This window comes from Paenibacillus sp. FSL R5-0475, from assembly GCF_038004585.1.
GTDB lineage: Bacteria > Bacillota > Bacilli > Paenibacillales > Paenibacillaceae > Paenibacillus_AQ.
The window spans coordinates 795,290-808,636 of record NZ_JBBORK010000001.1; the positions used below are offsets into that span (position 1 = coordinate 795,290).

General features: G+C 45.2%; 17 protein-coding genes. 12 read left to right on the plus strand and 5 right to left on the minus strand.

Annotated features, from left to right (window positions below; genetic code table 11):
* Positions 1–35: 35 nt before the first annotated feature.
* The gene (locus MKX41_RS03200; RefSeq protein ID WP_076283407.1) at positions 36–431 is read left to right on the plus strand and encodes a NusG domain II-containing protein; all 396 of its coding nucleotides are present in this window, start codon (positions 36–38) and stop codon (positions 429–431) included.
* Here MKX41_RS03200 and MKX41_RS03205 read toward each other — a convergent pair.
* Genes MKX41_RS03205 through MKX41_RS03215 form a run of 3 tightly spaced genes read right to left on the minus strand, consistent with a single transcriptional unit; the run spans position 424 to position 3,362 of the window.
* Positions 424–1,299, minus strand: a complete 876-nt coding sequence (locus MKX41_RS03205; RefSeq protein ID WP_340968665.1) for a TIGR03943 family putative permease subunit — start codon at positions 1,297–1,299, stop codon at positions 424–426. The two genes, MKX41_RS03200 and MKX41_RS03205, sit on opposite strands and share 8 nt — an antisense overlap.
* 48 nt (positions 1,300–1,347) lie before the next feature.
* On the minus strand, positions 1,348–2,358 hold the full coding sequence (locus MKX41_RS03210; protein ID WP_340968667.1) for a permease: 1,011 nt from the start codon (positions 2,356–2,358) through the stop codon (positions 1,348–1,350).
* Positions 2,334–3,362, minus strand: a complete 1,029-nt coding sequence (locus MKX41_RS03215; protein ID WP_340968669.1) for a CobW family GTP-binding protein — start codon at positions 3,360–3,362, stop codon at positions 2,334–2,336. The genes MKX41_RS03210 and MKX41_RS03215 overlap by 25 nt, the downstream gene beginning before the upstream one ends.
* Positions 3,363–3,561: 199 nt before the next feature.
* Here MKX41_RS03215 and rpmG point away from each other — a divergent pair, with 199 nt between their 5' ends.
* The 5 genes from rpmG (at position 3,562) to MKX41_RS03240 (ending at position 6,962) form a co-directional block, all read left to right on the plus strand.
* On the plus strand, positions 3,562–3,711 hold the full coding sequence (gene rpmG, locus MKX41_RS03220; RefSeq protein WP_060624410.1) for a 50S ribosomal protein L33: 150 nt from the start codon (positions 3,562–3,564) through the stop codon (positions 3,709–3,711).
* A 50-nt stretch (positions 3,712–3,761) separates the two neighbouring features.
* Positions 3,762–4,973 carry a GTP-binding protein gene (locus MKX41_RS03225; protein WP_340968672.1) on the plus strand — a complete coding sequence of 404 codons (1,212 nt, stop codon included), beginning with the start codon at positions 3,762–3,764 and terminating at the stop codon, positions 4,971–4,973.
* Between the two features lie 132 nt (positions 4,974–5,105).
* Positions 5,106–5,531, plus strand: coding sequence for a DUF6157 family protein (locus MKX41_RS03230; RefSeq protein WP_340968673.1), 426 nt, complete (start codon positions 5,106–5,108; stop codon positions 5,529–5,531).
* Between the two features lie 15 nt (positions 5,532–5,546).
* The gene (locus MKX41_RS03235) at positions 5,547–6,296 is read left to right on the plus strand and encodes a GNAT family N-acetyltransferase (protein ID WP_339270222.1); all 750 of its coding nucleotides are present in this window, start codon (positions 5,547–5,549) and stop codon (positions 6,294–6,296) included.
* 21 nt (positions 6,297–6,317) lie between these two features.
* The gene (locus MKX41_RS03240) at positions 6,318–6,962 is read left to right on the plus strand and encodes a class I SAM-dependent methyltransferase (RefSeq protein WP_340968674.1); all 645 of its coding nucleotides are present in this window, start codon (positions 6,318–6,320) and stop codon (positions 6,960–6,962) included.
* Here the strand turns inward: MKX41_RS03240 and MKX41_RS03245 are convergent.
* Positions 6,944–7,747 (minus strand): MBL fold metallo-hydrolase, encoded by an 804-nt coding sequence (locus tag MKX41_RS03245; RefSeq protein ID WP_340968675.1) that lies wholly within the window; start codon positions 7,745–7,747, stop codon positions 6,944–6,946. The genes MKX41_RS03240 and MKX41_RS03245 overlap by 19 nt on opposite strands.
* Before the next feature lie 146 nt (positions 7,748–7,893).
* Positions 7,894–8,478, minus strand: a complete 585-nt coding sequence (locus MKX41_RS03250; protein WP_076283191.1) for a helix-turn-helix domain-containing protein — start codon at positions 8,476–8,478, stop codon at positions 7,894–7,896.
* Between the two features lie 164 nt (positions 8,479–8,642).
* On the opposite strand from MKX41_RS03250, the gene MKX41_RS03255 reads away from it, so the two are divergent.
* The 6 genes from MKX41_RS03255 to MKX41_RS03280 all read left to right on the plus strand — a co-directional run bounded on the left by MKX41_RS03255 (position 8,643) and on the right by MKX41_RS03280 (position 13,336).
* The gene (locus MKX41_RS03255) at positions 8,643–8,930 is read left to right on the plus strand and encodes a Dabb family protein (protein WP_042126253.1); all 288 of its coding nucleotides are present in this window, start codon (positions 8,643–8,645) and stop codon (positions 8,928–8,930) included.
* A 210-nt stretch (positions 8,931–9,140) separates the two neighbouring features.
* On the plus strand, positions 9,141–9,581 hold the full coding sequence (locus tag MKX41_RS03260) for a DUF86 domain-containing protein (protein WP_042186787.1): 441 nt from the start codon (positions 9,141–9,143) through the stop codon (positions 9,579–9,581).
* A gap of 59 nt (positions 9,582–9,640) precedes the next feature.
* A complete protein-coding gene (locus MKX41_RS03265; protein ID WP_042186789.1) occupies positions 9,641–10,306 on the plus strand; it encodes a helix-turn-helix transcriptional regulator in 666 nt (221 codons plus the stop codon).
* Between the two features lie 100 nt (positions 10,307–10,406).
* Positions 10,407–10,859: a YtxH domain-containing protein gene (locus MKX41_RS03270; RefSeq protein WP_052404235.1), complete on the plus strand. Its 453-nt coding sequence runs from the start codon at positions 10,407–10,409 to the stop codon at positions 10,857–10,859.
* Between the two features lie 254 nt (positions 10,860–11,113).
* Positions 11,114–11,920, plus strand: coding sequence for a glutamate racemase (gene racE, locus MKX41_RS03275; RefSeq protein WP_076283405.1), 807 nt, complete (start codon positions 11,114–11,116; stop codon positions 11,918–11,920).
* Between the two features lie 207 nt (positions 11,921–12,127).
* Positions 12,128–13,336, plus strand: coding sequence for a M14 family metallopeptidase (locus MKX41_RS03280; RefSeq protein WP_076283189.1), 1,209 nt, complete (start codon positions 12,128–12,130; stop codon positions 13,334–13,336).
* The last annotated feature ends 11 nt before the right edge of the window (positions 13,337–13,347 follow it).

Here is a 13,347-nt window from a genome sequence, read left to right on the forward strand (position 1 = left end):
ATATTGTCAATGAAAGGATCCCTACCTTGTTAAAGATGAAGCGTGGCGATTTTGTAATCATTTTTTTAGCTCTATTCGCAGCGGGTTTGATTTACGGAATCAAGTGGTGGGACACCCATAATGAACAGTATCAACAAGGCGATTTGAAAGCTATAATTACGGTTGATGGTAAGGAATACAAGACCGTTTCTTTGACCAAAGAAGAGCAAATTATAGATATTCAATCGAAGTTTGGTCACAATACCTTAAAGGTATTTGATTACGGGATCCAAATGACATATTCTGACGCTCCTTTGCGAATCGCTTTGGAAATGGGGTTTATCTCTAGGCCAAAGCAGCAAATCATCTGTATACCCGCCCGTATTATGGTTGAAGTATTTAACCCTAACCGATCTGTGAATGATGAGGATGAGCTGGACGCAATTATTTAGTAGATTTGGCCGTATTCGTCAAAGCTTTCCATGCGGTTATGGAGTCAGCACTCGTGTAAATGTAGGGTGTTGTTGGTTGCGCGATAGGTGTAATTGCTTCTGCGCGTATTTGCATCATTTCTTGGCCTTTGTATTGCACAATTTGAAGCTTGCCCCGAACCTCTATCCAGGTATCGGTGGGCAAGCTTTTTAATTTGCCGGAATCAACCAACATCCCAAACGGAGTAGCATCGGCGGTACAGCATTGAACCAGAAATCTGCCAATGGCAAAAGCATTCTCTGGCGTTTCACTGTCATCGCGATATAGAAAACCGGAAACGGAAATTTCTTTACCTTCAAATTGTTGTTTATACATGTCAATAGCGCCTAGTGTTTCTGAAAAAATATCAGAATACACAGGGATAGTAGGCTGAGCATATAAGATCTTAGCTAGCTCGGTGAGCTCCTCATGATAAGGATCAATCGATTCGAATCTAACAGCGTTGGTAGTCTCTGATGGTAAAGAGGAGAACGAAATCCCCTTTTTACTAGCGGCCATACTTCCCAAGGCACGATCAGGAAGTGCAAATCCAAGCAGCAGTGGAAACAGGAATAATCCATAGAGCGCTGTGCTTTTAAATATGGAATGTGGAAGACGATGCTCGCAGTCACATAGTACGCTTCCCTTACCAAATAAGGCTTGGACGGCCAAGCTGAGCGCCATAAGTGTCAGAGGAATCGGACATAACTGAACCCAGCGTGCTAGCTTGGGCGCTACATAATAATGCAAAGCGTCCTGCTGTACTAAATGCCCGATATAGAGAGCGAAGGCGAGCAGAATGACCGCCCTTAACAAATAGTGAAATCGGATGCTTCGAGAGTCATTCATGCGCTTCCTCCTAACTATGTGGTAAGCATCTGCTTGCCATCTCTATGATTACAGCCATAACGACAGGAGTACGGCTCCAATAAACACGCTCGAAAAGATAAGAAAGAACAAATATAGCGCAAATTTGGTCTTAAACAACGAGAGTAACATCAATGAATTTTTGAAATCCAGCATCGGCCCAAATACCATAAAAGCGAGCAGTGCTCCTGCCGGAAAAGAATGTACAAAGGTGGAAGCTACAAAGGCATCTGAGGTGGAACAGAGCGAAAGCACAAATGCCAGTCCCATCATGAAAAAATAAGACCCGAGCGGCTTATCTCCGATCGCAGCCAGACTGTCCTGTACCATAAACGTCTGAATGCCAGCGGTCAATAGGCAGCCGATGATTAAATATTTTCCCATCTCAAAAAACTCATCCGAGGTATGCACGAAGATGGCGGCTAACTTTCCTCCGCGAGAATTATTATGATGAGTGTTATCGGTTTCACGCTGAACGCTTAGGCGTATCGGGGACTTTTTCACTGTTGCATAGATAATCAAACCTATAAAACAGGCGACAGCAAAGGCTAGACCCATCCGGGCATAGGCCAGTTCCGAGTGGTTGCGAAATGCAGTCAGTGTTGCTCCATAGACGACTGGATTTAGGATGGGTCCGGATAAAATAAACACGATCGCCACGTAGACAGGCATCCCCTTATGGATTAGTCGGCGGACGAGAGGGATCATTCCACATTCGCATACCGGAAAAATAATTCCGAGCAGGCAAGCAAATAAAATGGCCGGAAGCGCCTGCCGTGGAATCCAGCGGGAGATCATTTCATCTGGGATAAAGACGCGAAGCAGCGATGATAATAAAGCTCCTGCTAACACAAACGGCAAGGCTTCCAGCAAAATCCCGATAAAGCCGGTTTTGAACGTGTCAATGTACGCGTTGTCTAGTAGCTCTAGTTGATTTGGCACCCATATAAAACCAACGATAATCAGGAATGAGACCGGTAGAAGCAGCGGCAGTATTTTTAATGGAGATAGGGTAGTCAAGGTGCGAATAAGGCGTTCCACCGATCTGCCAGCAGTTCCTCATCTAAATTCATCCCTATGAATACTACATAAGGCATTCCGGGGTAACGTGACGCCTCCCAGCTCGTACGCATTCCCGCATATTGGACGAGTTGAACCGGTTCCTGTTCGGACAAAAGGATATGCCCTTTGGCACGGAGCAGGTTGTCACCCCATTCTTGAAAGAAAGCCTCTATCCGCTCTTTGGAAGGCATTACAGTCCCTGCTTGCGGGATGGTTAACGTGATGGCGGTCACTTGGGAAAAAGAAGCATGAGGCTCCTCTTGCCGTTCTTTTACAGCTGTAGCTCCCTGTTCTGAATTCATTTGCTTAAGTGTTGCGCCTTTAAAGGTTTGAGGTGCTCGTTGTGGCGCAGAAGCGATGATTTTACGTGGGATGATTCCTGATAATATCGGAGAAAGGTTGATCTCGCTGTAATGGGTATATACGATTTCAGCCTCTGAATTTTGCTTTCGGACTCCCTTTTCAATTCGCCATAAGGTTTCGGGTTCCACAAGATCGCTCTTATTAACGACAATGAGATCGGCGGTGGACAACTGCTTGCGAAGTGTTCGAACCAGTTGTTTGTCAGAGGAGAGTCTGCTGTTATATTCCAAGGCGTTTTCTGCATCCAATAAGGTAATCGTAAAATGCAATTCGACCTTTTCCTGTAGAGCGGTTTCTTGAAGTGTTTTGGCGATTTCTTCTGGGTTCGCGACGCCAGTAAGCTCGATATAAATAGCATCGGGGCGCGCTCTCAGCAGTACAAGCAGGCTATCTGCCAGATCCTCTTTACGGCTACAGCATACGCATCCATCCAGCAGCTTAGTAACGGTTGTACCCGTATGCTCTTGCAGAATATACCCGTCTACATCTCTCTTACCCAACTCATTCATGACTACGCCAGGATTCAGACCTCTTACCTTGCTCTCCTTCAGCAGGGACAACAGCAGAGTTGTCTTCCCGCTCCCCAGAAACCCGCTCAAAATAATTACTGGTATCTTCATGATCTCCACTCCTGCCTGATTCTCTTGGAATTACAAGAATCATATTTTTATATTTCCATCTATACGTGATTTGTCCGCAAGAAAGACCACAAAATTAAGAGAGTTGGAATTTTTACAAGATCATAGTTGACAGATTGTGAATAAAACGTGTACGATATGTTAATCGTAATTATTACGATTTAAAAAAGGAGATGAAACGATGAGAGTGATCATTACTTTGGCATGTACGGAGACTGGAGATCGCAACTATACCACTACCAAGAATAAACGAAATCATCCGGGTCGTATGGAAATGAAGAAATATTGTCCACGTCTTAAAAAAGTTACATTACATCGCGAAACCCGGTAAGAACCGTAGTATTAAAATTTTGAGCTTTAACAAATTTAGGAGTGTGGTTTATGAAAAAGATTCCCGTTACCGTACTAAGTGGATACTTAGGATCCGGAAAAACAACGCTGTTGAATCATGTTTTGCACAATCGTGACGGGCTCAAAGTAGCCGTTATTGTAAATGACATGAGTGAAGTGAATGTGGACGCCAACCTGGTGAAGTCAGGTAATGTGCTTTCTAGAACGGAAGAGAAATTAGTGGAAATGTCTAACGGTTGTATCTGCTGTACACTCCGCGACGATTTGATTGTCGAAGTACAAAAGCTGGCAGCTGAAGGCCGTTTTGATTATATCCTCATTGAATCATCTGGCATTAGTGAGCCTGTTCCGGTGGCACAGACTTTTACTTATGCGAACCCAGAACTGGATATTGATTTGACTTCACTCGCTCAATTGGACACGATGGTGACCGTTGTGGATGCTGGCCGATTCTGGCATGACTTCTCTTCTGGTGATAGTCTGATCGATCGTAATCAAACGGCTGGCGAAGACGATTATCGCGACATTGTGGATTTGCTCATTGATCAGATCGAAACTTGTGATGTGTTATTGCTTAATAAGTGTGATCTGCTAGAAGAAAAAGAGCTTAACAAGCTTGAAGCTGTGCTTCGCAAACTTCAGCCGACAGCCAAGCTGATCCGTACGGTTAACGGAGTGGTAGATCCGAAGGAGATTCTTAATACTGGATTATTTGATTTTGAAAAAACAAGCTTGTCCTCCGGTTGGATTACGGAGCTTAACAAGGAGACACATACGCCTGAGACGGAGGAATACGGAATATCTTCTTTTGTCTATCGCCGGAGAACCCCCTTTCATCCGCAAAGGTTAAGCTTTTTCTTTAGTCATTGGCCGGAGGAAGTTGTCAGAGCGAAAGGGATTGTATGGGTTGCCGCAGAGGGTGATCTTGCAGCGAGTATCAGCCAGGCTGGACCCTCGATTCAGTTCGGACCTGCCGGCTACTGGCTAGCTACAATGCCTGAGGATCAGCAGCAGGAGGTATTGGAAAGCGAACCTGAAATGAAAGCCAAGTGGGACGAGCGGTGGGGCGATCGAATGAATGAAATCGTGTTTATCGGTGTTAGTATGGACTCAGCACAAATCGAAGCGAGATTGGATCGATGTTTGTTGACGAAAGATGAGTTGAAGCAGGATTGGACAACGTTTAATAATCCGCTTCCGTGGCCTGTTGAAGAACTCCTTGCGGCAGCGGCTGAGGAATAGAAATTCAGATGAAATAGCAGATGAAAATCCGGAATCCAGGAGGTAGAGGTTCCGGATTTTTGCTGTGCAATTATAGTGACTATGAATTATCATAGAAGGAATATATTTCAATTAAAAATAGAGGTGATGCCCATGAGTTATACAAACACTTTCATACGTGTAGCAGAGGATTGTCCTGAGGAAACGGGAATCCCGCCGATGTCTTGCCGTACACTCCCGCCTGCGCATGTGATTCAATATGAGCTGCTTATTAATGAGCCTTACAAATACAATCATGAAGAGCTTCTGTTTGAGGTTTATGTACGCCATAAACAAATTCCGCTAGAAGATCGTGTGACCCGTAGGGAAGAAATATGGAAGGAGCTATTCTCTAGAAACCATCCATGCCTGCGAGCCTCTCTGCTTCCGAAGCGATTCGGCTGTGGTGTACATTACAACCATGAGGGGAAAATAGCCATTTATGGTAAGGAGTCTCCCGAATATGACTATTATATTTCGTATGCTGATGAAGCAGTGAAGCTGCTACCAGCGATGCGTAATAAGCGGGAACATGGCTAATAAGGAGGAGATAACTTGTATAAAGCAATTGAAGAAATCACACTTAATACTTGGCCAGCGGAGCAGAGTGTTCTCCTGAATGGCTGGGTTCTGCGCACAGCAGCTGGATATACGAAAAGAGCCAATTCGGTCAATCCGTTATACGGAGAAGGAAGCTCTCTTGCGGATCTTACAAACCAAATTAAGCTTGCTGAGCAGTACTATAAGGATGCTGGACTAAAGCCAGTATTTAAAATAACGCCGTATATCCAGCCTGCGAACCTGGATGAGGCGCTAGCAGAGCGTGGTTACACAGTTGTCGAGCCATCATCTGTAAGGATACTAGACCTGGAGGGATTAGCTGCTCCTGAACTTCGATTTCACGTACAGATTCAGGAGAACTTGACGGAAGAGTGGCTTAATGCCTTCACTGAGCTTGCTGAGCTGTCTGTTGTGAATCAGAGCACCTTAACTAGAATGTTATCCGCTTCTCTTTTTCAGCAGGGTTATATTCTTTTGTTTAATGACGGTGTTCCTACCGCTTGTGGTCTGGGCATTATTCAGAACGGATACATAGGTCTCTTTGATATTATCACTGCTACCGATCAGCGTAGACAAGGTATGGCGGAACAATTGCTCCTTGCATTGCTACACTGGGGAAAGACGCAGGGAGCAACAACCGCTTTTTTGCAGGTTGTACAAGCGAATGCTGGTGCTTCGGCTTTGTATGACAAGCTCGGATTTAAGGAGATATATCAATATTGGTATAGAGTGGTGGGCAATTAAAGCGAAGTGAGGCGATGATGAATGTCCGATTACTGGAACCGGCGGTTCGCTCAGGAAGGAATGGTCTGGGGAACTGATCCAAGCCTTACGGCTTTGGAGGCAAAGGAGCTCTTTCGTAAGCATAATGTGAAGTCTGTACTGGTGCCAGGAGCAGGTTATGGACGGAATACGAAGGTATTCTCCAGTGAATTTGAGACTACTGGTATTGAATTAAGCGGAGCCGCACTTACGATTGCGGCCGAGTGGGACTCCGCATGCTTTTTTATTTCCGGTTCCGTGTTAGACTGCAGTCTCGAGACAAAGGTTGATGCTATCTACTGCTATGACTTGTTACATCTATTTCTTATTGAGGATCGTCGTAGGTTGCTAACAAATTGTCTGGAACAGCTCCATCCCGGAGGTCTGCTTTATTTTACTTCTTTTTCAGATGAGGATCCGAATTACGGCTGTGGAGCATGTTTGGAACCTGCGACCTATGAATATAAAGCAGGAAAGTATGCTCATTTTTTTAGTGAAGCTGATTTAAAACAGCATTTTGAGCACACGGAAATTATAAAGACTGGTACCCATATGGAGATACTTAGAGATCCTCAGGGATCTGCCCATCAATACGTCCTAAGGTCTATATTAGCAAGGAAATCAAACGATCACACGAACTTCCCTTGACCCGGTAACGCCATTTCTTTGAAATTCTTGCATAAATGAGCAAGCTGAGTAGATAATTTTTCACCCTCCATAGGCACCCCATGTCCAGAGAGAACGATATGAGGATCTAGCAACGCAAGTGTGCGGACCGACTTTTCCGCGTCTTCCCAGTCCGTCGTGAAATAAGAGGGTGGGCCGTGCACCACCTGATGCTGGGTAGCTACTGCGAATACGGACTCTTGTTTGACTGTAAGAAAGGTGTCACCAGCAATCAGTACCTTATCTTCTGGTCTGAATAGTGAAATATGTCCAGGACTATGTCCAGGTGTATGGATCCATTTCCAGCCCTTTGCTCCGGGGACGGTTCTGTCTTCGGGTAATGGATGTATGGCTGATCCAAGGTCGATGCCATGATGTGAAAATAATGAGGACACCATACTCATCAGCCCGCCGCCTACGGCCGGATCGGCTGGAGGATAATTCGCTTTACCTGTTAGATAAGGAAGCTCTAGTGGATGAGCATACACGGGTACATTCCATTCCTCAATAAGCTTTTTCACACCCCCGATATGGTCGAAATGCCCATGAGTCAGGATAATTGCCACCGGAGGCTTCTCATACTTCTCCTTAGCATAATCTATAATTCTGTTTGTGTAAGAGCTAAGTCCCGTATCTACAATGATCCAGTCCGAATTGGGCTGGCCGATGAATGCGCAATTTACGAACATGGTTCGTAGTCCGATGACACCGGGGGCCACGTCCCAAGTATCGGTGTAGCCTTCAGATAGTATTCCGTCAAGTCTCATCTTACGCCTCCTGTTCCGTTCTTTAGTACTGAACAATGTACCTAAACAGTAGTATGACCCTTTTTTAAGAAAAAAATATGGCAAAAACCCTTCTCCTAATTAAGGAAGAAGGGCTGGCCTTGAACTTATTAAGCGATAGGATCACATTAGAGCGTTCCGCAGTCTGCAAATAGAATATGTCGTGGAATTCGGAAGAAGGTTTCGGCTTTTTCCTGCAGAGCAGGGGTAGGCAGATGGCTGCTGTGCAACCATTTTCGAAACGTCCCGGGATGAACACCTATCCAAATACTTACATCGGTTACGGAAAAATCGTAAACCATACAGAGGCCGGTTAGAATCACATTGCTGCGAGGGGAACTGGTAATACTTCTTTTCATAAATCGTGAAGGAGTTGGTTGACATACAATTGGACTCTGACGAATCAGTGCTTCATTGAACAAAATGTGGGGCGGGTACCCGAGTAGGCGGCAGGTCTTGTCAATGTTATTGTTGGAAGGGATACGACCTTCGTATACCCAGGCGCTTACGCTGCGAGAGGATATACCAAGATCTTCTGCGAGTCGTGAAAGTTTGATATCCTTAGCCATCAATACAGCAAGTAACACACGGTTTCTAATCTGGCTGCGCTTTGGACGGCGGAATCTTTTTACACGAACGCCTTGTCCAAGATATTTGCGGTTGATCAGAGACCACGCCTGGATATTATGAGTTTCTTGTTGGTTACTAGGCATAATTCCTCCGATTTTTTAAAAATATACTACAACACTTTCATATACATCGGCAATGGTTAATGCTGCTATTTCTGACATCACTTTTTAAGTTTCTTCCAGAACGCGTACGCTTATGATATATTTTTAATATCTAATTACAATATTACAACAGGGAGCGAGATAGAATGATCAAGCATATTGTGTTTTTTAAATTGAAGGACCGGTCCGAAGAAAGCGTTGCGGCAACGGTAGCCGTACTGCGAAATATGGAAGGTAAAATCCCGCAGCTCCTTTCGATTGAAGTGGGTGCTGATATCATTCATTCTGATCGATCCTTTGATATTGCTCTAGTTACAGTGGTAGCTTCACTGGATGATTTACAGGCTTATCAGGTTCATCCGGCGCATAAGGAAGTTATAGCTCATATTAATGAAGTTAAAGAACTTTCAATTGCTGTGGATTACGTAATTTAAGCGATCTACTGATTAACAAGCATCATCATTTTATACCGGAAGCGGTGACAGGAATGCGTGAGCTCGAGTATCCGATGGAAGCGTTAACTTATTTGGTCGTTTTTCTTGCGGCATGTTTCATTATGTTCTTTTGGCTGAAACGCCGCGGCAAACGCGGTAAGTAGGGATAATGCAGATTTCTCTAACTATTTTTGACATGGGGGTATTGCTGTGTATTATGTCAACCGCAAACAAATCGAAACCATTCTTGCTCAAATCCCAGATATAACTACAGGTCTTCGGACTGTAACAGCTTCATGGGATGGCAATACTTTAACCGGACTAATACAAGAACGCTGCCTTCATCTGGCGATAGAGGTGGTTACGGACGTTGGTAGTTGTCTGATTGACGGTTTTATTATGCGTGATGCCGGAAGTTATGAGGATATCATTTCAATCATACATGAAGAAAAAGTGCTAGGTAAAAGTGAGATCTACGAGCGATTGATAGAGCTTGTCGCACTTCGTAAGCCGCTCGTGCAGGATTATTTTGCCTGGGAAAGAGAAGCACTACACCCGCTCACACCAATCCTTTCAGAGGTGCTAGAGAAGTTTGCTGTTGAAGTAGGGAATTATTTGGATCAGGAACTTGGGTCCGGTGTAACGCTATAATAGCATAAGATAGAATCATATAAAATAGGCGGTAGCCGTGAAAGAGAGGGGGTTCCTTTATGATGAAGATGGGGCAGGAAAATGGATCGACAAGACACTTGATTATGACGCTCCTGAAGACGAAAGGACCACTGACCATCGGCGCGCTGGCAGAAGAATTGGGAATTACAGAGATGGGTGTCCGTCGTCATGTGCTTCAGCTGGAGCAGGAGGGACTTGCTAAGACAAAAGTGGTTCGGCAAGCGATGGGGCGGCCTTTACATATGTATTCTTTAACAGAGAAGTCCGAAGAGTATTTTCCAAAAAGCTATCACAATCTGGCTTTGGAGCTTTTGCGTGAATTGGATTATGGCAGTGGATTGGAAGCTGTTAATACATTGTTTGAGGGACGCCGTCGCCGGATGCTCACCCAGTATGCACCGATGATGGAACGCCGGAATTTGGAAGAGCGAGTAGCTGAGTTATCGTCGATCCAAAACGCTGGTGGATATATGGCGGAGTGGAACCGAGAAGAGGATGGTTCGTATGTCATAAAAGAATACAACTGCCCGATTCGCCAGGTGGCTACTCAGTATCGTAAAGCTTGTCAATGCGAGCATAGCCTATTTGAGGAATTGCTGGATGCTAAGGTTACACGAAGTGAATGTATGGCAGAAGGCGGACAATGCTGCCGATACGCAATTGCACCCAAAAATGTAACAGACAAAACTTCTGAAAAGTCGTAATAATTAGTCACAAGACAAACTCCTGCTGCTTATGATATAGCAGATATAGGCATTAGCCCGGTAGAGCGGGGAGCAATGAATTTAAAGGAGAGATGAAACGATGAAAAAGGACACAAAAGGTTTGTTATGGGGAGCTTTAGTCGGAAGTGTGGTTGGATCAGTGACAGCACTTCTGTTCGCGCCTAAGCCAGGTAAAGAGCTGCGCAAGGATATTGCGGAAGGAACAGCTGCTGGCATTGAAAAGGTACAGGGAATTGCCGTTCAGGCTGGAGACAAGAGCGTTGAGCTGTATGACAAAGCAAAGGATTCTATAGGTCATGTAGTCCATGAGGTTCGCGAATGGAGCAAGTCATGTTCGAATGCTGTAGAAGAAGATACTGCTACTGTAGCAGTAAGTGGAATTGCTACGGAAGAAACGATTCAAGAGGCAGCGGCAACTTTGGAAGAGGTAACGGAGTTAGAGGTATCGCCTGTAAATGAAGAAGTAAGCAGTGAAGAAGCTAGTCTTGAAGAAGCACAGCTAGATGACAAGGACAATAACGAAATCGCATAATGAAACAGTGGATGGAGTGTTTGGTTTTACGGTCAAAAAGTACTTATTCTCTTTTAATAGAGCCGCTTTTTCGCATTGGGCGGAAGGTGGCTTTTTTATTTCATTCTTATAGACCTGTTAAATGATGGCAAAAGTCTTGGCTTGAACTAAGAGTCCAAAAGGAGTAATATCTGCAATTGGGGCTGAAAGTCAGGTACATTTTGTTTTCGGCTTACATAAGCTACACAAAACAAGTAGAAGGAAGCGGTGTGTTCGTGCAGCAAGCTATTGCAATATTAGACTCAGGTGTGGGAGGGCTAACAGTTGTCAAAGAAGTGATGAGGCAGCTCCCGCGGGAGAAAATCATTTATTTCGGAGATACGGCCCGAGCTCCGTACGGACCCCGTTCGACCGAGGAAGTAACACTGTTTACAGAACAAATTGTAGATTATTTGATCCAGTTTAATCCTAAAATGATTGTTATCGCTTGTAATACCGCAACAGCAGCGGCACTCGATTATATCTCAGCCAAGGTCTCTATCCCTGTCATTGGGGTGATTCATCCCGGAGCCCGTGCTGCAATTAGCGCGACCAAAAGCGGACATGTCGGCGTGATCGGTACAATAGGAACCATCGGCAGCGGGGCTTATACTAACGCACTAAAGCAGCTGTCTCCTTTTGTTGAGGTTGTAAGTCAAGCCTGCCCAGCACTTGTCCCACTCGTTGAGCAAGGCATGTTCCGCTCTGAGATAAGTTATGAAATTGTAGAGCAGGCATTGGAAGGCATTAAAGATAATAACATCGATACTTTAATTTTAGGATGCACTCATTATCCATTTCTTGTTGAGCCTATTGGAGAGACCATGGGACCGGGAGTCAAACTGATCAGTTCCGCAGATGAGACAGCTCGTGAGATCAGCACGATTCTATATGATAAAGGCAAGCTGTCCATCGGGGATGAAAGTCCAATTCATCAGTTCTTCTGCAGTGGTGATGCTGAAATGTTTCAGCGAATTGCCCGAGACTGGCTTGGAGAACAAATTAAGCGTACCCCAGTAGTATGGCAAGTATCCACGTTATAAGCAGAGCAATGTTGAATTGAATAGGGACAAACTCTACGGAGTGTAAGATAAAATAGGCTGGGAAGCATAATTCCCAGCCTATTTTCTTGTGATTCATTTCTCCTTCATGCAGGGTAGTGGCTCTTGCATACAATAGAATTAAGTGCTATTTGCTGCTATTTTTGTATCCACCGTATCAGCAATTTAAGGCCGAGAGGATGAGACCTAATGCGACAATATATTGCAAGCAGGGGAGATACCGTAAGCCGAATTGCCGCCCTGCATGGATTAACCCCTGAGCATGTCATTCAAGGCAATCCATGGGTTGGGAGACAGTCTTATTTATATCCGGGTCAGGTTTTATTCCTGCCGTCTTCGCCGCGTAAAAGGTATGCGGTGCAGGAAGGGGACGATCTTGAACGCATAACCTCATTATTCAATGTGAGTTTAGATGATTTGGAGAAGCTTAATCCAGGTGTGTCCTCAGGGCGCTTCTGTACACCGGGAAAAGTCCTCGTCATTCCGCCTCCGATTCCAGAGCGAGTGGTATTCTTACGTGGAGAGTACGGTCCGGTTGATGTTGAGAACGACATCAGCAGCCTGATTGCACAATATCCTTTTATACAAGCACATCCAATTGGCAACAGTGTGCTCGGCAAGCCAATTCCTGTGCTTAAAATAGGCAATGGAACCCGCCATTTGCATGTTAATGCGGCTCTACATGCTAATGAATGGCTGACCTCGCCTTGCCTGATGTCGTTCATAGAAGAGTATGCAGCAGCTTATGCTAAAGGTTTGGCATGGAATGGTCATCGTCCAGAGGAATGGTACAATAATTGGACCCTATGGGCTGTACCCATGGCTAACCCTGACGGCGTGGAGTTAGTGCAGGAGGGCGTTTTACCAGGCCACCCTTATTATGAGGACCTTATGAAATGGAACGGGGGACGGCGGAGTTTTCGCCATTGGAAGGCCAATATACGAGGTGTGGATCTCGGGGATCAGTTCCCTGCTCATTGGGAAGAGGAACGGGAACGCCGTGGTGTAATCCTGCCCTCTCCGCGTGATTACAGTGGTCCTGAGGCGCTAAGTGAACCTGAGGCAGCCGCTCTAGCGGTACTTGCTGAGAACGCGCCCGGAGAAGCTGCAGTGTCTTTGCATAGCCAAGGGGGAGAGATCTACTGGAATTACCGGGGATATGAACCTCCCGAAAGCCGCGAATTAGCAACACGGTTGGCCGCTGCGAGCAGCTATCGTGCAGTCGAATTAACTGGCAGCGATGCCGGGTATAAGGATTGGTTCATCCAGACCTTTCGTAAACCAGGATTTACAGTAGAGCTGGGGATTGGTAAAAATCCGTTGCCATTGGCAGATTTTGAGGATATGGCGCTAGAAACGGGTCTAATTTTGGGAACGATACTATCCAATGTGAAATAATTATGAAACAA